The organism is Salipiger sp. D13 (assembly GCF_003703915.1).
GTDB lineage: Bacteria > Pseudomonadota > Alphaproteobacteria > Rhodobacterales > Rhodobacteraceae > Salipiger > Salipiger profundus.
This window is the reverse complement of the sequence record NZ_ML112590.1, coordinates 724,705-746,783: the sequence shown is the minus strand read 5'-3', so window position 1 is coordinate 746,783 and position 22,079 is coordinate 724,705. Positions and strand designations below refer to the sequence as shown.

16 protein-coding genes and 1 tRNA gene are annotated in these 22,079 nt (G+C 65.7%); 3 read left to right on the top strand and 14 right to left on the bottom strand.

Features of this window, described 5'->3' with window-relative positions; translation table 11 throughout:
* Window positions 1-47: 47 nt before the first annotated feature.
* Window positions 48-974, bottom strand: coding sequence for an SPOR domain-containing protein (locus tag D6860_RS03405; RefSeq protein ID WP_076624014.1), 927 nt, complete (start codon window positions 972-974; stop codon window positions 48-50).
* Window positions 975-1,240: 266 nt separating this feature from the next.
* On the opposite strand from D6860_RS03405, the gene D6860_RS03400 reads away from it, so the two are divergent.
* From D6860_RS03400 to D6860_RS03390, 3 genes are all read left to right on the top strand, one after another.
* Window positions 1,241-1,330: transfer RNA gene (locus D6860_RS03400), tRNA-Ser, on the top strand.
* A gap of 303 nt (window positions 1,331-1,633) precedes the next feature.
* A complete protein-coding gene (locus tag D6860_RS03395; protein WP_076624016.1) occupies window positions 1,634-3,016 on the top strand; it encodes an NAD-dependent succinate-semialdehyde dehydrogenase in 1,383 nt (460 codons plus the stop codon).
* A gap of 267 nt (window positions 3,017-3,283) precedes the next feature.
* Window positions 3,284-4,987: an alpha-amylase family glycosyl hydrolase gene (locus tag D6860_RS03390; protein ID WP_157895878.1), complete on the top strand. Its 1,704-nt coding sequence runs from the start codon at window positions 3,284-3,286 to the stop codon at window positions 4,985-4,987.
* A gap of 72 nt (window positions 4,988-5,059) precedes the next feature.
* Here D6860_RS03390 and D6860_RS03385 read toward each other — a convergent pair whose 3' ends face one another.
* The 13 genes from D6860_RS03385 to D6860_RS03325 all read right to left on the bottom strand — a co-directional run bounded on the left by D6860_RS03385 (window position 5,060) and on the right by D6860_RS03325 (window position 22,075).
* Window positions 5,060-5,422: a BON domain-containing protein gene (locus tag D6860_RS03385; RefSeq protein ID WP_076624017.1), complete on the bottom strand. Its 363-nt coding sequence runs from the start codon at window positions 5,420-5,422 to the stop codon at window positions 5,060-5,062.
* Window positions 5,423-5,552: 130 nt separating this feature from the next.
* Entirely contained in the window at window positions 5,553-6,311 is a 759-nt protein-coding gene (locus D6860_RS03380; RefSeq protein ID WP_017468794.1) for a meso-2,3-butanediol dehydrogenase, read from the bottom strand.
* Between the two features lie 107 nt (window positions 6,312-6,418).
* A complete protein-coding gene (locus tag D6860_RS03375; protein WP_076624019.1) occupies window positions 6,419-7,660 on the bottom strand; it encodes a cytochrome P450 in 1,242 nt (413 codons plus the stop codon).
* A 105-nt stretch (window positions 7,661-7,765) separates the two neighbouring features.
* A complete protein-coding gene (locus D6860_RS03370; RefSeq protein ID WP_076624020.1) occupies window positions 7,766-10,060 on the bottom strand; it encodes a phosphoketolase family protein in 2,295 nt (764 codons plus the stop codon).
* A complete protein-coding gene (locus tag D6860_RS03365; RefSeq protein WP_076624022.1) occupies window positions 10,057-11,220 on the bottom strand; it encodes an acetate/propionate family kinase in 1,164 nt (387 codons plus the stop codon). The genes D6860_RS03370 and D6860_RS03365 overlap by 4 nt, the downstream gene beginning before the upstream one ends.
* Before the next feature lie 308 nt (window positions 11,221-11,528).
* Window positions 11,529-13,214, bottom strand: coding sequence for an alpha-glucosidase (locus D6860_RS03360; RefSeq protein WP_083697827.1), 1,686 nt, complete (start codon window positions 13,212-13,214; stop codon window positions 11,529-11,531).
* Between the two features lie 261 nt (window positions 13,215-13,475).
* Entirely contained in the window at window positions 13,476-14,789 is a 1,314-nt protein-coding gene (locus D6860_RS03355) for an FtsX-like permease family protein (RefSeq protein ID WP_076624023.1), read from the bottom strand.
* A complete protein-coding gene (locus D6860_RS03350) occupies window positions 14,786-15,466 on the bottom strand; it encodes an ABC transporter ATP-binding protein (protein WP_076624025.1) in 681 nt (226 codons plus the stop codon). The genes D6860_RS03355 and D6860_RS03350 overlap by 4 nt, the downstream gene beginning before the upstream one ends.
* Window positions 15,467-15,474: 8 nt before the next feature.
* Window positions 15,475-15,900, bottom strand: coding sequence for a hypothetical protein (locus D6860_RS03345; protein WP_076624026.1), 426 nt, complete (start codon window positions 15,898-15,900; stop codon window positions 15,475-15,477).
* 101 nt (window positions 15,901-16,001) lie between these two features.
* Window positions 16,002-17,504 carry an alkaline phosphatase gene (locus D6860_RS03340; protein WP_076624028.1) on the bottom strand — a complete coding sequence of 501 codons (1,503 nt, stop codon included), beginning with the start codon at window positions 17,502-17,504 and terminating at the stop codon, window positions 16,002-16,004.
* A 502-nt stretch (window positions 17,505-18,006) separates the two neighbouring features.
* On the bottom strand, window positions 18,007-19,512 hold the full coding sequence (locus D6860_RS03335; RefSeq protein WP_076624029.1) for a family 16 glycosylhydrolase: 1,506 nt from the start codon (window positions 19,510-19,512) through the stop codon (window positions 18,007-18,009).
* Window positions 19,513-19,665: 153 nt separating this feature from the next.
* On the bottom strand, window positions 19,666-20,595 hold the full coding sequence (locus D6860_RS03330; RefSeq protein WP_076624030.1) for an alpha/beta hydrolase: 930 nt from the start codon (window positions 20,593-20,595) through the stop codon (window positions 19,666-19,668).
* A 4-nt stretch (window positions 20,596-20,599) separates the two neighbouring features.
* Window positions 20,600-22,075 carry a hypothetical protein gene (locus D6860_RS03325; RefSeq protein ID WP_076624031.1) on the bottom strand — a complete coding sequence of 492 codons (1,476 nt, stop codon included), beginning with the start codon at window positions 22,073-22,075 and terminating at the stop codon, window positions 20,600-20,602.
* Window positions 22,076-22,079: the final 4 nt, after the last annotated feature.

Below are 22,079 nucleotides of genomic sequence, written 5' to 3'. Positions count from 1 at the left end.
GAGGGCTCCTTGGTCCATGGCGCCCCGGGGCCGGCGGGGCAGGGGTCTCAGTTGGTCACGGCGTAGGCGTCGGTGAAGCCCGTCGCCTTGATCTTCTCCAGCAGCGCCGCGCGTTCCGAGGCGTTCTGGGCGGGGCCCACGATCACGCGCCAGAAGGTCTTGCCCGAGCTGGTCTGCTTGCGGATCGTCGGCACCATGCCCGCCTGCCGCATCGAGGTGGCGGTGTTCTTCGCGTTCTGTTCGACGCTGAAGATGCCGATCTGGATATAGGGCTTGTCGAGCGAGGAGGCCGGTTTCGGGGCCGCAGCCGGGGCAGGGCGGGTCTCGGCCGGCGGGGGCGCAGTCGCGGCCGCGGGGGCCTGCGCGGAAGGGGCGGGGGCTGCATCGATGGCGGCCGCCGCGGCGCCTGCGACCGGATCGAGCGTGCCTTCGCTGATTTCTTCGGCCCGTGGTATGGCGGTCGCCTCGGTAGCGGGCGCTGCGCTCGCGGCGGTCGTCGGGTCTGCCTCGACCTCCTCGCGCCGCAGCGCGATCACGTCGAGGTTGGTCGGCGCGCCGGCGAGCATTTCCAGCGCGGCCGCGGCATCCGAAGACACCTGCAGCCGGGGCCCGGGCGTTTCGCGTTCGCGGCGGAACAATGCGCCGATGACGAACTGGCCGTTCTGCTGGTTGCGGATGATGACGCGTTCGGGCTCTTTCACGTCCGGGTGCGCGACCCAGACACCGCCCAGCGAGGGCCGCCCGTCCCAGAGGCCGGCCTCTGTCGCATGGAAGACCTCGGGTGCCTCGATGTCGCGCTCGACGGTGCCGCCGCTGCGCGACACGGTGCCGTCGTCTGCGACGACCGTCTTGTCCTTTGATTGAAGGAAGCCCGGCATCTGCGCTCCGTCGCAGGCGGTGAGCGCCAGCGCGCTCGTCAGCAGAACCGCGCCGCGCGCAGTCGTGCCCCACCGCAGAGAAATCTTGCTGCCCATGATGTGCCCCTTACCTGTCCCTCAGGGTCGAGATGACCTTGCCCTGTCGTCGTCCGGTTCGTTGGTGCCGGACGTTCCGTGCGCCTGCCGGGATCTTCCCGCCCCGGATCGGCGCCCGTCTCTGCCTCCTGCCGCCCGGTCGGCGACATGTGGCCGAAAGCTTAGCGGTTCGTCACTGGCAAGAAAAGCCTGCTTCGGCCGGATCGGCAGCTTTCCTCGCGACGCCATCTTTCAGAATCGCGTGAGCACGGCTAGAGGAACGTGACGGAGGCTTGGCAGAGTGGTCGAATGCGGCGGTCTTGAAAACCGTTGGGCGTGAGAGCGTCCCCAGGGTTCGAATCCCTGAGCCTCCGCCAAATCCGGAAAACCGATGTCCCATGGTTTCGGAATTGGCTCGTATCCCCCTTTTTTCACTGCCCTGAACACCGTCGTGCGTGTTTTCGTGTTTGAAGATATCGGGCCAGAAGACCACGGGTGCCGAGGCTCTGGCACGCAAGGTCCCGCAAGGGGTGCGTCTGCGCGACGGCAAGAAATCCATTGGTAATGGGACCGATGATCTCCCGGCGCCTCACGGGAAGGTGTCGCCACTTCAGGAACTGCAACGGGGGCGGATGACGTTCGCCGTGAGAAAGACATCTTGAAGTGAGAAAGGACGTCTCATGACCGACCGCACGATCACCACCGTGAATCCCGCGACCGAGACCGAACTTGCCCGATACGAACGTATGAACGACGACCAGATGTTCGAGGCACTGAAGGCCTGCCATGACGCATTTGACGAGTGGCGCCTGACGCCCGCGACGCGCCGTGCCGAGATCATCGCCCGGATCGGGCAGCAGCTTTCCTCGCGCAAGGAGGAGCTGGCACAGCTCATGACGGATGAGGTCGGCAAGCTGATCGGTGACAGCCGCGACGAGGTCGATCTTTGCGCCGCGATCTGTGAATGGACTGCGAAGCAGGGGCCGGAGGTGCTTGCCGACGAGCATCGCTCGCTTCAGGACGGGCGCCAGGGCATCATCACCTATTCGCCGGTCGGCGTCATCTACGGGATCCAGCCGTGGAACTTCCCGGCCTATCAGGCCGTCCGCTATTCGATCGCCAATCTGATGGCCGGCAACGGTGTGCTGCTGAAGCACGCGGCAAACTGCACCGGTAGCGGGCTGCTGCTGCGCGAGATCTACGAATCCGCCGGCCTTCCGAAAAATCTCTTCACCGTCATGACCATCGACCACGACCAGTCGGACAAGCTGATCGCGCACGAGCTGGTGCGTGGCGTCACGATGACCGGCAGCGCCTCGGGCGGCAGCATCATCGCGAAGACCGCGGGCGAGCATCTCAAGAAGACGGTGCTCGAGCTCGGTTCGAACGATGCCTACCTCGTGCTCGAGGACGCGGACCTCGACCTCGCGGTGAAGACCTGCGTGGCAGGCCGCATCTACAACAACGGCGAGACCTGCGTGAACGCCAAGCGGTTCATCGTGACCGATGCCGTCTACGACGCCTTCGTGGAGCGCTACGTCGATGCGATGTCCAAGGTCGTTGCGGGCAATCCGAACGACGAGGAGACCGGGCTTGGTCCCATGGCGCGCGGAGATCTGCGGGACACCCTTCATCAGCAGGTGCGCGACAGCGTCGACAAGGGGGCTCGCATCGCCTGCGGTGGCAGCCTGCCGGGCGGCCAGGGTTACTACTATCCCGCGACCGTGCTGACCGACGTGAAGCCGGGCCAGCCGGCCTATGACGAGGAACTCTTCGGTCCGGTGGCCTCGGTGATCCGGGCGGAGGACGACGAGGACGCAATGCGTATCGCCAACGACAGCCGCTTCGGCCTGGGCGGTGGCATCTTCTCGAAGGACGAAGCCCGTGCCACCGAACTGGCCCGGACACATTTCGACACCGGCATGGTGTTCATCAACCACTTCAACCTTGCCACGCCGGAGATGCCTTTCGGTGGCGTGAAGGACTCCGGCTATGGTCGCGAACACGGTGGTTTCGGGATGCGCGAGTTCGTCAATGCCAAGGCGATCGCCATCGCCGCCTGAGGGGCCTTCCCCAACAGCGCCCGGGCTGACCGGGCCTGAAACCAAGACGGCGAGCAGGTGGCCACAAGGCCACCTGCTTTGTTCGTGTAGACGCGGGGCATCATCGCTGAGCTGCCCGAAGATCCCGGCGGGCTGGAAAGGCCACCCACCGTGAGACCGGTCTTTTCCCGGGGCCATGAACGGATGACTGCGTGTCGAGGGGGAACCCTGCGCAGTTCAGGGTTGTTTGGTCAGCATATACAATCACTTCTCAGTTGGAGACTTCGCATGTCCGGACAGGAGGGAGACGCCCAACTCGCCTACGCGATTGCTCATCTCGAAGCGCCGCCGGATCCACCGGAGTGGTGGCGCGGTGCCGTTTTCTACGAAATCTATATCCGCTCGTTCAATGACGCTTCAGGGGATGGGCTCGGAGACATCAACGGTATCACCGAGAAGCTGGACTACCTCGCCGGGCTTGGTGTCGACGGGATCTGGCTGGCGCCGCCCTATGCCTCGCCACAGGATGACAACGGCTACGACATAAGCGATTTCAAGGATATAGATCCGATCTTCGGAACCGTTGATGATCTCAAGATCCTTATCGATAAGTGTCATGATGCCGGATTGAAAATCCTGCTTGATCTTGTCATGGGGCACAGTTCGGATCAGCATCCCTGGTTCATCGAGAGCGCCAGCTCGCGCGATAACGACAAGGCGGACTGGTATGTCTGGGCGGATCCTGCACCCGACGGTGGCCCTCCGAACAATTGGCTCAGTTCGTTCGGCGGCCGGGCCTGGAGGTGGGAACCGAGACGTGCGCAATATTGCTATCGCCCGTTCCTGCGCAGCCAGCCTGCGCTCAACCTCGCCAATCAGGAAGTGCTGGCGGCGATGCTCGACGTCATGCGTTTCTGGCTCGACCTCGGCGTCGACGGATTCCGTGTGGACGCGGTGCAGTGCCTCTCCTTCGACGCGGCCCTGCGCTCGAACCCGGCTGCCATAGCGGGTGAGAACCCTTCCTTGGGAGGCGGTCCGAACAATCCCTTCGGCGGCCAGATGCACCTCTTTGACCGCGATGTTCCGCGAGCGCTCCCGTTGCTGCACCATTTCCGGAGGGTGGCGGACGAATACGAGCCCGAGAGGGTCCTGATCGGGGAGCTTGCGGATGTCGACAGTTCTCGGCTGGCACCGAAATACACGGTGGGCGACGACAGGTTGCACGCGGTCTACGACTTCGACCTGATCAACCGGGCCGACACCGTCCGCGAATGGCGCAAGTTGATCGATATCCGGTCGCGTTACCTCGTTCCCGGGACAAGCCTGAACGTCTTCACCAATCACGACTCTCCGCGTGCAGTAAGCAACCTGATGCCAAGCGCGTGCGCCGAGGGGCGCTCGCAGGAGGCTGCGAAGCTGCTGCTCTTCCTTCAGGCGACGCTGGCCGGAGGCATGATCCTTTTTCAGGGGGATGAACTTGGGCTCGAGCAGCCGGACCTGAGCGCGGGCGAAATCACCGACCCGTGGGCGAGGGCGCTGTGGCCCGACTTCGAGGGCCGGGACGGTGTGCGTTGCCCGCTGCCTTGGAAGTCGGAGACGCTCAATGCCGGCTTCTCGGATGCAGACACGCCCTGGAAGCGGGCGCGGGACAGCCAGCGGGAAAGCGCGGTCGACGTGCAGGAAGATGATCCGGACTCGGTCCTGCACTTCACGCGCGAGCTACTCGCCTGGCGTCGCAGCGTCCCGATGCTGCGTATCGCAGCTGAACGCGTGCTTCCGGATATGCCTGATGGGGTCATCGGCGTATGTCGTGAACACGCCGGAGAGGCGCTTTTCGTCTACCTGAATTTCGGCCTGAAGCAGGTATCTCTTCCGCTTTCGGAGCCGAACCTGCAGGCAGCGTTCAGCTGCGGCCACTCCGAGGTTGAAGGGGATAGCCTGACGCTCGGCTCGCTGTCGGGTGTCGTCTTGCGAAAAGTGGCGCAGGGATAGCAGATCCCTTCCAGCCGCAGACGGCGGAGGGCGGAGGGCATGGCAGCTTGACCACGCCCTCCGCCTGGACTGTCAGATTTCCGCGACCTTGAGCTGGTTCTTGACGCTCAGAGTGCCGGGCACCGCAGCTGCGATGGCAGCGGCGAGCGTTCTCTGGAATTCCAGTTCCACCCGACCGGTGAGTTCGACGTTGCCAGCGGAAGACCGTGTTTCGATGTTCTGGCCTTCGAGGCGCCCGTCGGATTGCAGCGCCCTCGAGACGGCTTGCTTCAGTTCATCGTCGGCTGGTCGAGCGCCGTCAGCCGGGACAGACGCCGGGTCACCGACTTCGATGGGTTGGCGAACCCCTTCGTAGCCGCCCGGGCGGCTTGGCTCGGCGAATTCGGAAAAGACGGTCTTTTCGGTCTTCTCGGCCTGCTTCGTTTCCTGTGACATGGATCCTCCTTTGCAGATGTCGCCATCCGTCATGGCGGAGACGGCAATGGATGGTTGTCTGTTTCCTCAACCAGAGGGGAGGAACCTTGTTCCGAGGCGTTCCGAAGACGTGAACCGGGCGCAGCCCCGCTCAGGCCAGATGCGGTTGCCCGTTGCCAGCGGTCACGCCACCGTCGACCGCGAGGGCCACGCCGGTGATGAAGCTCGCTTCCCGCGAAGCGAGGAACAGGATTGCTGCGGCGACCTCTTCCGCTTCGCCGATGCGGCCCATTGGAATTGCCGCACGGAACGCCTCGAGCTTCTCGGGCTGCTCCTCGACCGATCTGCTCATCGCCGTTCGTGTCAGGGTCGGGCAGACGGCGTTGACGCGCACATCGAGCGGCGCGAGATCGATTGCCAGCGCGTTGGTCAGGCGCACGGCCGCGCCCTTGGCCGCGTCGTAGGCTTCCATCGCGCTGTCACCGCCGAGCCCGGCCACGGATGCCACGTTCACGATGGCGCCGCCCTGGCTTTCAAGAGCGGGCCGTGCCGCTTCGCACACGTAGTGCGTGCCGTGAACATCGGCTTCGAAATGTGCACGCCACGTCGCGTCGGACATCTCGTTGTCGAGATCGGTGACGGGGTAGCCCGCGCTGTTGACGACGATATCGAGTCCGCCCATCCGCCCGATTGCGTCGTCTACAGCTTCCGTCACCGCGTGGCGATCGGAGACATCGCAGGTGATCCGATGGCATTTCCCGGGGTCCATCGCTTCCGCTGCCTCTTCCGACCAGACCCTGTCGATGAGGCAGACGTCGGCCCCTTCCTCGGCGAAGCGCTTGGCGGTTGCCAGCCCGATACCCGAGCCGGCCCCGGTCACGATTGCCTTGCAGTCTTCGAAACGGTTCATGGGACACTCTCCCGTTGCAGTCTGCTTGTTTGCGCAACTTCCGCTTTCGCAGGAAGGTTCCCGTCACCGCAGAAGAATGCCGGGTCCCCGCGAAGAGGCTGGCGCGCTCAAGCGGGCCCCGACGGAGCGGGTGGGGCTACCGACATCCTCAGCCCTTCGCGGGGCACGGGGGGGAACTCACTCGCGGGAAGCGACAGATCCTGCTCGGGAACGCTTCGGTCCGAAAGCCTTAGCTGGGAAACGGCCTCGGTGAGTATTGCCACCGAAAGCCATTCTCCCGGGCACCGGTGGTTTTGAAGGTAGCTTCCGCCCCCTTGTGGCACCATGGCCTCGGGTTGAGAGACGAAACCCAGATGACGCTCGGGGCGGAAGGCCTCCGGCTTGCTCCATGCAGATGGATCGTGGTTGGTGCCGTGCAGGTCAAGCAGGAGCCAGTCACCGCGATCGAACCGGGCGCCGTGCCAGTCGAAGGGCTCAAGGACGCGACCGCCGATCATCGGAAAGAACGGGTAGAGGCGCCGGACTTCCTCGGCGAACGCTCTGTCGGCCTCTTCGCCTGCGTCGCCGGCGCCGTGAAGATGCATTGCGTGCGCGGCGAAGAGGACGTAGCGCCCGACTGCCACGATGGGCCGCAACACGTTCAGAAGCTCGACCGCCGCAACCTCTTCGCTCATGAGGGCACCGTCGGCGTCGCGATGCCCGGCCAGCGTGCCGAGCACGCCCGATGCTTTGGCTTGGGCACGAGCATCACGAACGAGATGCCTTGCCCAGCGCTCGGAACGGCGGCGAAGCGCTCGGGCTCGCAGGTATGCGGGCCCGAGCTTGCCGGCCGCCCGATACATCGTGGCGAGTTCGGTCGCGCGCCGCTCGACATCCTGCGTGGCAGGATCGATGCCGCACCAGCGCATGGCCAGGCGTGTCATCATGACGTCGAGCTCTTCATCGAGAACGATCTCGCGTCCTTGCCAGCCGCTGACCGCGGCACGCCATTCCTCCCGGAACAATCGCCTTGCTTCGTCCAGCCTCATGGCATCCATCATGTCGAGGAACATTTCCTTGCGCACGCGATGAGCATGCCCGTCGAGCGTCTGAACGCTGCCCTTGTCCTGAAGCAGCGCGACAACGGTGGAGGGCATGGCCCCACGGCGCGTCATGCGGCCCGCTTCATAGAACATCTCCACGGCTTCGGGCCCTCGAACGCAGGTGACCGGGCGCAGCATGATCCGGGTCGTGAAGGCATCCGTGTTCATTTGTTCGAAGCGGCGAGGGGCGTAGTGATAGCCCTCGCAAAGAAACGCGGCCGTGTGGTCCGGACCTCTGGCCTGCGGAATGGTCGCTGCGCTGGACATCGTGCTTCCTCCTTCGTCGATGGTGCCGGGGCATCGCGGCGAGCGATGTGCCGCACCGGTTTTCCGCCGGCGGCGCACCGCGTCGTTGCTGACCAGACAGGCGGGTCAGGCAGCCCATCTCCAGTCCCGTATCTCCGGCAGGTCCTCGCCGGTCTCCTGCACGTGGGTCTCATGCCTTTGCAGGGCGTCTTCGCAGAGTTTCCCGAGAGACCGTGCATGACCGCCGGTCCAGCGGTCTGCGGCGAGCGCAAGGTGATAGCGGTCCAGCCCGTTCATTACCGTCATGTCGAAAGGCGTGGTGGTCGTTCCCTCTTCCTGGAAGCCGTGGACATGGAAGTTGTCGTGGTTGGGCCGGCGGTAGGTCAGGCGGTGGATCAGGCCAGGATAGCCGTGGAACGCGAAGACCACGGGGCAGTCCACGCCGAAGGTCGCCGTGAAGTCCGCGTCCGACAGGCCATGGCCATGCCGATCGGGGGATTGCAGTGCCATCAGGTCGAGAACGTTGACGACCCTGACACGAAGATCGGAATGGGCGCGGATCAGTTGCGCTGCGGCCGCCGCTTCCATCGTCGGAACGTCGCCCGCACAGGCCAGCACCACGTCCGGATCGGCATCGTCGTGCCCGGGCAGCGGCCCTGCGCCACGCGCGAGATGCGCGCTGGCGGCTTCAGCGTCGAACCACTGCGGCTCCGGCTGCTTTCCGGCGACGATCACGTTGATCCGATCGGTACTGCCAAGAGACTGCGCCGCAACGGCCAGCAGGGTGTTTGCATCGGGCGGCAGGTAGATACCGATCATGTCACCGGGCTTCTGCGACACGACGTCGAGGAAACCGGGATCCTGATGCGAGAAGCCGTTGTGATCCTGTCGCCATACATGGCTGGTCAGGAGATAGGTGAAAGACGGCACTTCCGGCCGCCAGTCGATGCGGCGGGTCGTGCGCAACCACTTTGCGTGCTGGTTGAACATCGAGTCCACGATATGGATGAACGCCTCGTAGCTCGTGAACAGCCCGTGGCGCCCGCTGAGGGTGTATCCCTCCATCCAGCCCTGGCACAGGTGTTCACTCAGCACCTCGAGGACACGACCGTCGGCGGAGACATTCTCGTCGGCCTCGTGCACCTCTCCGGTCGCCCGTCGATCCGTTTCGTCGAAGACAGCGTCGAGCTTGTTGGATTCCGTCTCGTCCGGCCCGAAGAGCCGGAAGCGACCGGGATTGTCGCGGAAAACCTCGCGCAGCCAGCCACCCAGCTGACCCGTGGCGCTGGCCACGCTCGAGCCGGGCGAGGACACGTCGACCTCGTGCGCGCCGGTTTCCGGGAGGTCGAGCGGACGGGTCCGGCGCCCTTCGGCGACAGCGCTTGCCGTCATGCGACGGTCCGTTGCGGGGATGCCGGCCCGAAGCATCGTATTCGGCGCCCCCTCGTCGAAGAGTTCGTCGGGGCGGTAGCTCTTCATCCATGCTTCGAGCTGGCGAAGCCGGTCCGGATCTTCGCGCACACCCTTCAGCGGCACCTGGTGCGATCTGAAGGTGCCCTCGACAGGCTCGCCGCCCACGCTTTGCGGCCCGGTCCAGCCTTTGGGGCTGCGCAGGATGATGAGCGGCCATTGCGGTTCGAGCGGAACATTCTTCCTGATCTCGGCCAGTCGGTCGGCGGCCTCGTCAAGCGCCGCAGCCATCGCTTCATGCATGCGGGCAGGATCGTCACCGCTGACGAAGAGCGGTGCATAGCCCATTGCGCCGAACCACGATTGCAGATCCTGATCGTGCATCCGCCCCAACACGGTCGGCCCCGCGATCTTCCATCCATTCAGATGAAGGATCGGCAGCACGGCCCCGTCACGATCTGGATTTACGAACTTTACCGACTGCCAGGATGCCGCCAGCGCGCCGGTCTCGGCCTCACCGTCACCGATCACGCAGGCCACCGTGAGTTCCGGGTTGTCGAATGCGGCCCCGTGGGCGTGGGAGAGGGAATAGCCCAGCTCGCCCCCTTCGTGCATCGAGCCGGGGGTCTCGGGGGCCGCGTGGCTTGGGATGCCCCCGGGAAAAGAGAACTGCCGGAAGAGCCGTTGCATACCGCGCTCAGACCAGTCGACATCCGGATAGCGCTCGGTATAGCTGCCCTCGAGCCAGGCATTCGCAACCGGAGCAGGGCCGCCGTGACCGGGTCCGGTGATCGTCAGCATCTCCAGATCCCGCTCGCGGATGAGCCGGTTCAGGTGGGCGTGAATGAAGTTCAGACCGGGCGTGGTCCCCCAGTGCCCCAGCAGGCGCGGCTTGACATGCTCGGGGGCAAGCGGCTGCCGCAGCAGGGGGTTATCCATAAGGTAGATCTGTCCGGCGGAAAGATAGTTGGCGGCGCGCCACCATGCATCCGTGGTTTCAAGTCCGGTCATGGGCTTTCCTCTCTGGCATGCTCGGTTTCGATTGCCATCTGGGTTTCCTCGTCTACCGGCAGAACCCAGATGGGCACGGCGCTCTCCGAGGCGGAGATGCGGCTGCCCGTGTCGCTGACGCTTTGTTCGTCGATGATCCGGTTGGCTTGCGGGTCCACCACGACACCTGACCAACGGAAAGCCTCGGCAACCCGTTCCCTGATCAGAGGCTGGCCGGCGCCCGCACCTCCGGTGAAGACAAGACCGTCCATGCCGCCAAGCCGCGCTGCCATGGCACCCACGTGGCGCACCAGGTCGGCACAGTACATGTCAACTGCCAAGGCAGCGTCGGGCGATCCGTGGCCGATCAGGTCGCGCAGGTCATTGCTTATTCCCGACACTCCCTTGAGCCCGGAGTCCGACCAGAGCATGCGTTCAAGCTGATCGAGATCGTGACCGTCGCGCAGCAGCCAGATCAGTGCCCCGGGGTCGATCGAGCCGGACCGTGTGGTCATCATCGGGCCGGCAAGGGGCGTCGCGCTCATTGTCGTATCGATGCTTTCGCCCTCGTCTATGGCAGTGACCGATGATCCACCTCCAAGGTGCAGCACGACCATCCGGCGCAGTCCTTCTGCAGCGAGGCGGCGCGCCGCCGAGGCATGCGAGAGCCCGTGAAACCCGTAACGCCGCAACCGTCCGCCTCCGGCGCTTTCGGGGAGCGGCAGCCTGCGGGCCACCTCGGGGATGGTTTCGTGAAATGAGGTGTCGAAACACGCAAGCTGGCGGACGTCGGGGCGCTCGGCCGAGATCGCGGTCACCGGTGCCAGGTTCGCAGGCTGGTGCAGGGGTGCCAGGGGCGTGACCTCCTCCAGCCGCGCGACGATCTCGGGCGTGATCTCCACGGGGGCGCCGGAGATATTGCCGCCATGCACCACTCGGTGGACCACTGCCACCGGGGCATTCAGCCGGGTCTTGGCGATCTCCAGCAATCTCAGGGCCGTTCGTCCGTAGTCGTCCCCTTCGACCGGCATCGCTTCGTCGATGCCATCGACGTTCAGACAGTCCTCGACCGACGCATCATGCGACGCTCTGAAGGCAGGGGTTCTGCTCTGTCGGCCCGGAGGGTAGGCCGCAGCCTTGAGGCTTGATGAGCCGACATTGAGGCACAGGCACGCTTGCATGATGTTACCACTCCTTCGGGGGCGCAGCGTCTGAAGGCGGCCTTGTCAACGGTGGCCGAACGCCTCTGCGAATGGGGTGGTCCGTGCGAATTCCCCCAACGGCACAGGACGTTGCTCATCGTCCATTTCGGATCAGCGCGACGCCTTGGATTTGTGGTGGCTCAACGCGCACAACCTATAGGAGTTTCATTGCGCTCCGCGGAGCCCTTGCAGCCGCCCTGTTCCTCGCGGAAACGGCAGGGGCGGTAAGTGCCCCGGAACCCGCGAGGATGAGGGTCGATACCGGCAGAAAGGCGCCGGTGACGGGATCACTTGAGGATCCAGGCAAAGCTTTCGTATGGCGCCAGCGTCAGCGCCGCCGGAACGTCTTCGCGCGGCTCGTGCGACCACGCGATGCAGTGGCCGGCACCCGTGAACTCCGCAGGCAGATCGCGAAGTTGTTCGCATCCCGAGAAGTTCGCGATCACGAAAAGCCGTTCGTCTCCGAGCCGCCGCTCGTAGGCAAGCACATCCGGGTCCTCGGGAAACACCTGCTCGGTGCGTCCGAATGCCACAAGTTCGCTTTCCCGTCGCAGAGCGATCAGCCGCCGGTAATGTGAGAACACGCTCTGCGGGTGGCCCTTGTCGCTCTCCACATTCACGGTCGTGTGGTTCGGGTTCACCTCGATCCAGGGCGTTCCCGAGGTGAAGCCGCCATGGGGCGCGGAAGACCACTGCATCGGGGTTCTGGAATGGTCTCGGCTGTTGCGGTTTGCGCCTTCGAGGAAAACCTCGGGCGGGACGCCCTGAACGATCTGCTCCTGGAAATGGTTCAGGGTCTCGAGGTCCCGATACTGGTCGATACGCTCGAACTGAGCGTTGGTCATGCCGATTTCCTCGCCTTGGTAGACAAACGGCGTTCCCTTGAGCAGATGCAGAACGGTTGCCAAGGTCCGTGCGGCGGCACGGCGGTGAGTGGTGTCATCGGCGTAAAACGAGACCTGTCGCGGCAGGTCGTGGTTCGACAGGAACAGCGCGTTCCATCCGTCTTCCCGCGTCAGCTCCTGCCATGAAAAGAGCGCGTGCTTGAACGCCACAAGGTCGAAGGGCTTGGGCGCGAACTTGCCGAGCTCGGGGTGCCAGCCTTCGCGGATGTGGCTGAACTCGAACACCATGTCGAGTTCCTGCCGGTCGCGCCCGCAATAGAGCAGGCCGGTCTCGATCGACACCGACCAGCTTTCACCGATGGTCAGGACGTCGCGTCCGGCAAGGACCTCGCGGTGCATCTCCTGCAGGAACGTGTGGAGATAGGGGCCTTCTTCGTAAAGACGTTCGTCCACATCCTTGCCGATCAGGCTGATGACATCCATGCGAAAGCCGGCGATGCCCCGGTCGAGCCACCAGCGCATCATGTCATATACTTCTTCGCGAAGCGCCGGATTTTGCCAGTTCAGGTCAGGCTGCGCGGGGCTGAAATAGTGGAAGTAATACTGTCCCACCTCCGGCACGTAGGTCCAGGCGGAGCCGCCGAAGGCCGCGGCGGTGGAATCGGGAGGGCCACCGTCCGCAGCCGGATCTCGCCAGATATAGTAGGCGTGTTCCGGCACTTCCCTCGACGCACGTGCCGCCTGGAACCATCCGTGCAACGCAGAGGAGTGATTGACCACGAGATCCATGACGATCCGGATGCCGCGCGCCTTCGCCTCGGCGATCAGCCGGTCCATATCCTCAAGCGTTCCGAACTCGTCGGCGATGTCCCGGTAGTCCGAGATGTCGTAGCCGTTGTCGACCATGGGAGAGGCGTAGACGGGCGACAGCCAGATGAAGCCGATCCCGAGATCGGCGAGGTGATCCAGCTTCGAGATGATGCCGGGGATATCGCCCATGCCGTCGCCGTTGCTGTCGGCAAAGCTGCGCGGGTAGATCTGGTAGCCCGTAGCGCGATGCCACCAGGGCTCGGCGGCCTCGGCTCCGGTCTCGATCATCGGAGGTGAAGCGGGTTCCATGTCGGGCATGACGTGTCCTTCCGTCTTCCTGGTTGCGCGGGCGGCAGCCCGCCTGGCCTGAACAACGAGCCGCTACCGAGGTGGCTGACCCGTCCGGCCTTCGAAGCTCGCGGTCCCAAGCCTGCTTCCGGCCCGTTCTTCAGGTCAGCGCATCTATCGAGCAGGCATCAGCCACGGGACGCAAACTGTTCACAGTCCCAACGAAGGTATCGCGGCGTGGTTTCATGGAAAGGGAACCGTGGTGGCGAAGCGCTCAGGCAGAAGCCCCTCTCAGGCTCGGAGCCCGGCCACCACGGGCTGCCGCAGGACCACCGCCGCTGGGATGAGCGATAGCAGCAGGGTCGTGCTGACGAAACCGGCGAGGAAGTGGATTTCGGTCCAGCCAAGCGTGGCGTTCACGAGAATGTCGGTTCGTGAGGTGACCACGCGCGAAAGCAGCGCCGCGGCGCCGAGCCCGGTGCCGAGCCCGAGCACGGCGCCCGCCAGCAGCAGCGTGGCGCCGAAGGACCAGACCACGGCGAAGATGAAACGTGCCGGCGCCCCGAGCGCGCGCAGCAGCGCGATCTGCCGGCGGAACAGGCGAGACAGGATGAACAGCCCGAGCAGCACGCTCGCGGCGACAAGGACCTGCGTCACCAGGGCCATCAGCGACATGGCCTGCCGGACGTCGCCCATCACGCGGAAAAGGGTCGACAGCACCGTGCCGGGGAAGAAGGCCATCGTCTCGGCATCGCGGGTGAACTCGGACCGCAGGGCGTAGTTGGCCCAGAGCTCCTCGGAATGGGTCACGATCACCGGCGTGCCGGGGAAATAGGCCGGATCGAACGGCGGACCGATCTGCCCGGCGCGCTCCGGTGCGTGGCCATTGGCCAGCCCATGCACCTCCCAGACCGTCTCGACCGGCACGAGAATGGCGCGGTCCCAGGGTGTGCCGGTTGGAGCCATCCGGCCGACCACGGTGAGTTCCGCATCGCCGTGGGCGTCGTGCTCGGCGGCGTCACCTTCCCCATGGGCGGGGGTGAAATGGTCTCCGGTTTCGAGCGGGACGAGCGCGCCGATAACCGCCTCCGCGCTGGTCTGCCACATCCGGCCCGTGATGCGGTCATCGGAGAGGTAGCGCAGGAACGCGGCGGTTGTGCCCACCAACGGAGCGGTGCCGTAGCTGTCGCCGAAGGCAAGCGGGGCGGCGATCGAGACATCCTCGTGGTCCGCGATCTCGTCATACACCTCGCCCGAGAGCAGGGGCATGTCCGAGGGTTGCAGGTAGACGGCGGCGAACATCGCGGTCAGCTCGCTTCCAGGGGCGGCGACCACGAGATCGAACTTGTCGGCCGCCTGCGCGGTGCCGCGCCGCAGCCCGCGTTCCTGTGCCAGCAGGCCGATGCCCATGCCGACCGAAATGGCGATCAGCAGCACGAACATTGCCGCCGGCCAGCGGAACCGCCAGAGGATCGCGCGCACCAGCGGCCAGGGCGCATAGCCGCGCAGGGTCAGGAGGCCCACGACCAGCGCGGGCAGGAGCAGAAGCAGGGTCCGGAGGATGTCCTGCGCCAGCACGGGAAGCTCGGCCCAGAGCGCGCTCATGCCGGCACCTCGTCCGCGGAAAGCGCGCCGTCGGTCACCGTCAGGACCCGGTCCATGCGCGCGATCAGATGCATGTCGTGGCTGACCGCCACCAGCGTCGTGCCGGTCTCGCGGGTCATGGCGACGAGGTCCTCGATCAGCCGGTCGGCGGCAGCGCGGTCAAGGCTGGCGGTGGGTTCGTCCGCCAGCAGGATCGGGGCCTCGGCGGCCATGGCACGGGCTATGGCGACCCGCTGGCGCTCGCCGCCGGAAAAGCTCGCGACGCTGCGCGCCCCGGCGTCCAGCCCCAGCCGGGACAGCCGCTCGGCCGAGCGGGTGCGCAACGCCGCGCGCTCGGGGCGCTTGCGAAAGAGCGCCGTGACCGAGGCGTTGGCGAGCGCGTCGAGTTCCTCGAACAGCAGGAAATCCTGGAAGATCATGCCGATCTGCCCGGCGCGAAAGCCGGCCCGGCGCTCGGGAGCGAGCGACAGGAGGTCCGTGTCGCCCCAGCGCACGCTGCCGCTGGCGCGTTCGAGCAGCCCGGCCAGCGCGTAGAGCAGCGTGGATTTCCCGGCCCCGGATGCGCCGCGCACGCCTATGAGCGCGCCGGCGGGCGCCTCCAGTGCGGGAACCGAGAGGAGGCGACGGTTGCGGTCGCTGGTCACCTCCAGCGCACGGACGGAAAGCGAGAGTCCCATGGTTGCGGTCAGCCGTAGCTTGCGTCGGTCAGCCGGACCATGCTGACGAACCCGGTGTCGGGGTCGCGGTAGGCGCCGGTCTCGAGCACGCCGGTGGTGGTGATCTTCACGTTGAACGGCGAGACGTCGACGATCCGCTTGGTGTAGACGGCGAGGATGTCGTTGGGCCACTCGGCCTCGGACTCGCAGAAGGGGCAGACCGCCATCGGCATCTTGGTCAGCACGAAGAAGCGGCTTTCGGCCTTGAGCGGCGGCGCCATGAAGCCGTCGACGGAGATGCGCTGACCGACGAGCTTGGCGGCAAGCTCGGACAGTCCGGTGCCGCGACGCTCGTAGAGCTCGCGCAGGCGAAGCGTGTCGTCCGCCGCACGTCCGCGGCGCGCCAGCATCGGCGCGGCAAGTCCTGCGATCAGGAAGGTTCGTCTGGTCTGCATGTCGGTCTCCCGGGTCTTCTGGAGCAGTCCGGGGCCGCCGCCCCGAACGGGGCAGGGGGCCCGCACCAACGGGGCCCCCTGCGTTGATCATTCATGCGAGATCACTTGGCGGTGACGGCGTGATGCATCACGTGGAAGATCACGTTCTGCTCGAGCGTGCTGTCGAAGAGGTGCGCCCAGGGCCCCTTGGCGTAGACTGCGACGTCCTCGCCCGAGTGGCTTTCCGACGACTTGGGGACCAGTGCCTGCTGCACGTAGTCGAGGTCGGTCGCGTCATCCTGGGTGATCTCGGGGCGGCCCTCCGGGGCGGCATAGGTGCCGTCTTCCTGCTCGACGAGCACCGAGCCCGCGCCGTTCAGGTAGCCGACGATGGTGAAGGGCTTGCCGTCCGAGCCGAGCACCAGATCGTCCGAGTGCTTGTCGCCGCGCTGGGCGACGTCGTAGCACAGGCCCATGATGTCCGAGCCGCGGCCGCAGTAGCCGTTGAGCGCCAGCGCGTGCTCGTGGTCGGCGGTGACGATGATCAGCGTGTCCTCGTCATCGGTCAGCTCGTCGGCCATGGCCACGGCCTCGGCGTAGGCGACGCCGTCGCGCACGACGCGGGCGGCGTTGCCGGCGTGGTTGGCGTGGTCGACGCGGCCGGCCTCGATCTCGAGGTAGTAGCCGTTCTCGTTCTGCGACAGGAACTCGATGGCCTTCTTCGTCATGTCGGCGAGCGAGGGCTCGTCGTCATCGGCGCGGTCGGCCTCGTATTCCATGTGGCTGTCGTTGAACAGCGCCAGCACCGGGGAGTCGTTGGTGAGCGCGTTGAAGGTCTCGGTGTTCCAGGCGTACTGGGCGCCAAGGCCGGTGGCGCGGTCGATCAGGTTCACGCCGTCGGCGCGACGGCCCGAGCCGCCCTCGTCGGTCTCGACGCCTTCGGGCACGAAGTGACGACGACCGCCGCCCATGGCGAAGTCAATCATGCCCGCTTCCATCTGGTCGATGAGCTGCGTCGCGATGTCGGTCTGGATGCCGTCGCACTCTTCCGGGACGCTGTCTTCCCAGTTGCGGTTGGCGGTCTTGGAGTAGACCGCGGCCGGCGTTGCGTGGGTGACGCGCGCGGTCGAGACGAAGCCGACCGACTTGTCCATGCCGGTGACGATCTCGCCAAAGGTGGTCAGCTCGTTGCCATCAACGGTCGAGCAGTCGTCGTGGATCGCGTCGCCGCCGAGGTTGATGAGGTTGAAACGCTGCTTCACGCCGGTGTTCATCGCGCCCGCCGTCGGGGCCGAGTCCGGGGTCTGGGCGTTGATGTTGTAGGTCTTGATGAGCGCCGACGACCAGTCGGGGGTCTCGTAGGGCAGCACGTTCTCTTCGCCCAGCATGCCTTTCTGCTGACCATCGAACAGGCGCGTGATGTAGTTGGTGCCGACGCCGTTGCCGTCCGCCACGAGAACGATGATGTTCTTGGCGGTGTTGGTGTTGGGCTGACGGTCGATCATGGCCTGAACGGCGCTCTGGCCATCGGTGAACCACTGGCTTTCGGCCTGCGGAAGATCTTGCGCGATGGCGCCGGTGGCAGCGAAGAGCGCCAGGGCCGAAACGGAAACGGTCGTCTTCATGGGAATCCTCTGAGCACGGAAATCGGGGGTCGGTCGCTTGCGCGGACAAGCGCCTGAAACACCCTTCAGGTAACAGCCGTGTGAAGAGGGGCAGATGTAACGCGAAAATTCCGCCGCTGGCACGGGCGCGGACAAGAAATCCTGCGAGGCGCTCGTGACCCGATCCGCACCGTTCCGCCAGGAAGGGGCATTGGTTCGGATCGGCCTGCCGGTCGCACTCGTGCAGAGCAAAAAGGAGGCCGCCGCCTCCAGCCTGCCGGTCACCCGATGGCAACCCCTGCGATTTCGCGGATCTGTGCCGTGTTTCTGGCGAGGAAGATAAAGCTCCGCCAGATGCGGAGACGACAGTCAGCAAGGACCTCATGCGCTCGCGTGTCCGATGCGGCAGGAGGGCACGGCCGATAGCGGCCGGGAAAGGGGCGAGCGGGCTGGCAGTGCCGGCCCCCGGACCGGCAGCCGGCCTGTGCCGGGCCCTCTCAGGGGGCCCGGCGGATTCATGTCGTCAGGCGATGAGGTCGGACGTCAGGAAGTTGTCGCTGGTCAGGTCCGCCAGCGCCACGTTGGCGAGGTAGACCGCGTCGCCGGCCGAGCCGCCGAGCGCGGCGAGGTCGAGCCGCGTCGCCCAGCTCTGATCGGAGAGCGCGGATTGCACCGTGCTCCAGTCGACACCGTAGAAGGTGAGGTCGATGAGATCGAAGGCCACCTCGAAATCGTGCACGTAATCGGCGCCGCTGCCGGCCGAGAAGACAAAGGTGTCCCGGCTGCCGTCCGCGCCGTAGGAGCCGCCCCACATGTGGTCGGTGCCCGCGCCGCCGTCGAGCCGGTCCTCGCCGGCACCGCCGATGAGATGGTCGTTGCCCGCGCCGCCGGACAGGCTGTCGTCGCCGGCCTGCCCGAAGAGCCGGTCGGCGCCGGTGCCGCCGGACAGGATGTCGTCGCCGCCGTCGCCGTAGACGGTATCGTCCCCGGCCTGCGCGTCGATAACGTCGCCCCAGCGCGAGCCGTTGATGACCTCCGTCTGCGTCGTGCCGACGTCGGGATCGGCAGGCACGAAGGTGTCGCCCTGCATTGCGGGGTTCCGGTTCGGGTCCGTCTCAAGCTCGTAGACATGCACGTAGTCGATGCTCAGCCCGTCGCCGAAATCGGTGGTGCCGTCGGGGTCGCCGGCCCAGCCGCCGACGGCGAGGTTGATGATGAGGAACATCTCTTCCGTGATGGTGTTCGCGGTCTCGCGGATCAGCTCGCCGTCATAGAACCACTGGATCGAATCTGCGTCCCAGAACAGCCCGTAGGTGTGGAAGCCATCGGCGGCATCGGTCCCGGTGAGATAGGCGGCATCGGGCGTGCCATCGGTCCAGACATTGGTATGGATCGTGTCGGCGGTGCCACCGAGGATCTCGAAGATGTCGATCTCCGAGGACCAGTCGCCGTCGGCGGGCAGCATCCAGAACGCGCTCCAGAAGCCCTGTTCGTCGGGCACGTCGGCGCTGATCTCGATGTAGCCCGAGCTCACGTCGAAGGTCATCTCGGTCGACAGCATCCCCGAGCCGTAGTCGTAGCCGTCGGCAAGCTGGCGCTGCGTGGCATCGAGTTCGGACGCGTTGATCGTGAGCACGCCCTGATCGACGGTGAACGGGTTCGGCAGACCGCTCATGTCCGGGTCGATGTAGTACTGAAGCTCGTTGTTCGAGGTGATCGACCGGGTATCGTCGAGATGCGGCGAAAAGGACGTGGCCCAGAGGCCGCCGTTGCCGTAGCCGTTCCAGAAAGAGACCGTCGAGCCGTTGAATTCGTCGCCGAAGGTCAGAACGTAGTCGGCCCCGTCGATCGTGATCGTCTGAGAGGGGCCGGCATAGCTCATTGCAGCGGAGGTCGCGTAGAATGTCGTGAGTTCGGCCGAGGCCGGGTCGTCGCTGATATCGAGCGGTGTTTCCGTGAGCGTATCGAACCTGGACGCGCGTGCGACGAGCGAGGCATGGAAGTGGCCTCGGGAGGAGTGTGTGTTCACCTATGTATTCCCGGAGAGGTTGTTTGTCTGCGGGCCGATACATATAGAGGAATTGTGATTCGATTGTGTCAAATTATTGGCATCTGCAAATACATCGGCACAGCGTGGCGAAGTGTCACTTCTTTACCTCGGTTCACCCCTGAGGCGGCGGCATCACTCGCCGTAGTCGCGGGTGAGCACGGCGTCGAGGTGCAGGACGGCGTCTTCCAGCGCGCCGCGCCAGAACGGCCAGTCGTGTCCGCCTTCGGTGACACGGAAGCGGTGCAGAATTCCGGCGTCGCGCAGGGACAGGTGCAGGTCTGCCGCGCCCTCGAAAAACGGATCGTCGGCGCCGATGTCGAAGTAGAACCGTGGCACCCGCCGGAAGCGCGCGCCGTCCGTCTGCGCGACAAGGGTTTCCGGGCGCAGGGCCTCCCACGCGTCGTTGAGCCGGGCGTCGCCTTCGAGCCCTTCTCCGAGAAGCCCGCCGTAGCGGCTGCGATAGGCGTCGGGCGACAGCCCGAGAAGCTGCGTGTCGCTGCGAAACGCCGGGCTCAGCGCGGCGATCCCCGCGAAGCGCGAAGGCGCGTGCAGCTGGTAGACCGTCGCGGCGACTGCGCCCATGGAGATGCCGAGCGCCGCCCGGGCCTCGCCACCGCCGAGCGCCCGGTAGCGGGTCTCGACCGCCGGGATGAAATCGTCGAAGAACATCGTCTCCCAGCGGGTTTCCGCGTCGGCATCGTCGAGGAAATAGGTTGCGACCGCGTTGCTCTCGTCCCGGCGCCCGTCGGGGGCGACGGCAATGAAGGGCCGGATCTCGCCCTCGGTGATGAGCCGGTCGAAAAGCTGGTCGATCCCGGCAAGGGTGAACCAGTCCGCCGGCTGGCCGGTGCCGCCGCCGTGCAGGAGGTAGACGATAGGGTAGTCCCGGCTGTCCTCGTCGTAGCCGGGCGGCAGGTAGAGCGCGTAGCGGACCGGGCGCCCGAGCGTGTCGCTGCCCACGGCGTTGTCGAAGCGCACCTCTGCGTTGGTCATCGCGGGCAGCGCCAGCGACAGGAGCAGGGTAGAGGCGGTCACGAGCGCTGCGATCCGGTGTCGTTTCATCGTCTCAGAACTTCAGCTTGTAGGACACGGTCACGCTGCCGCCGAGCGGGCCCGGCCCCGGCGTGTCGGCCCGGTTCCACGGCAGGCGGTTGTTGCTGTAGTTCGCGTAGCTGACCTGAATGCGGTCATTGACCTGGTAGCTCGCGGTATAGGTGTAGTCGGGATTCCACGGTTCCTGCACGCCCTTCGGGTAGGCGTAGCCGGTCAGGCCGACCCGGAGCTTGTCCGTCACACCCATCGAGCAGCCGAGCGTCAGCGAATGCTCGCGCGGGTCGGGCAGGCCGATCCCGACCGAACAGGCCGCCTTGCGCGTCTCGCCGATGGGAAGGTCGGGAAGCTTGTAGTATCCGCGCAGGCTGCCCTTGAGGATCGAGGAGACGAAATTGCTGTCGCCGCCCGAGAAACGCGCGGAGTAGTTCGAGTAGTTCAGGCTGATCCTGTCGGTGACCTTATAGGTGAAGGAATAGGTGAAATCCGGGTCCCAAGGCGCCTGCTGGCCCTTGATCGGGTAGCTGATGACGCTTGCCTGCATCGACAACTTCTCGGACAGGCGGGCGTAGCAGCCGAGCGAGACCTTGAGCTTGCCGTAGCGGGTGTGCTGGTCCTCGTCGTCGGCATATTGCAGCGTCGCGCCGCTGCTCACCGAACAGGACAGCCGGAAGCGTTCGGCAAGGGTCATGCGTTCGTCTTCGGGCGCGGAGGGCTGCACGGGTTGTCGCGCGGGGGCGGAGGCCGGTGCCGCTGCGGCCGGGGGCGTGGCAGCAGCGCGGCAGGCGTCGGGATAGAACGGATCGGGCTGCACGCAGGTGGCGTTTCCGCTTGGTGCGGCGCTCGTGGTGGTCGATGCTGGCACGGTTGGGGGCACGGGCGATGCCGACGGCGCTTCGGTGGTTTCCACGGGCTCCGGTCCGGTCGTGTCTTGCTCGGGCGGCGGGGCCGCCGCCTGCGGCGGTGTTCCGGTGCCGGCAAGCACCCAGCGTGCGAGATAGCGGGCGAGGCCGAGCCCGTCGATCCCGTCCGGAAGCTCGGGTTTCGGCGCGCCGGTTGCCGGAATGGTTTCGACCACCGTTTCCGCCGTCAGGATATCGCAGGAGACACCGGTGGTGCATTTCAGGATGTAGTCGGCGACCGCACGCGGATCGTCGGGCAGGATGAAGGCCGAGCCATCGGGGAAGAGCCTGTAGCTCCAGCCGCCGACGGTGCCGACCTGGTAGCGCGACCAGGCGAAGCTGTTGGGCGTGTCTTCAAGCACTTCCTCGGCGCCGGGGACGGCGGGGTCGAGCGTGTCGACCGCGTCGGGGCCCGGTGCGGCCTGCCACCAGTCGGGCACGCCGGCCGGGCTCTGCGCGTTCAGCGGCGCCACGGTCGACGGAAAGTCCAACCTTCCGAACGACGGATCCGCCGCCGCCTGCGCGTCTACCGCATATGCGGCAAAACAGCTCGCGACGCCGAGACTGAGACCGAGCATCTCCGATCGCATGGTT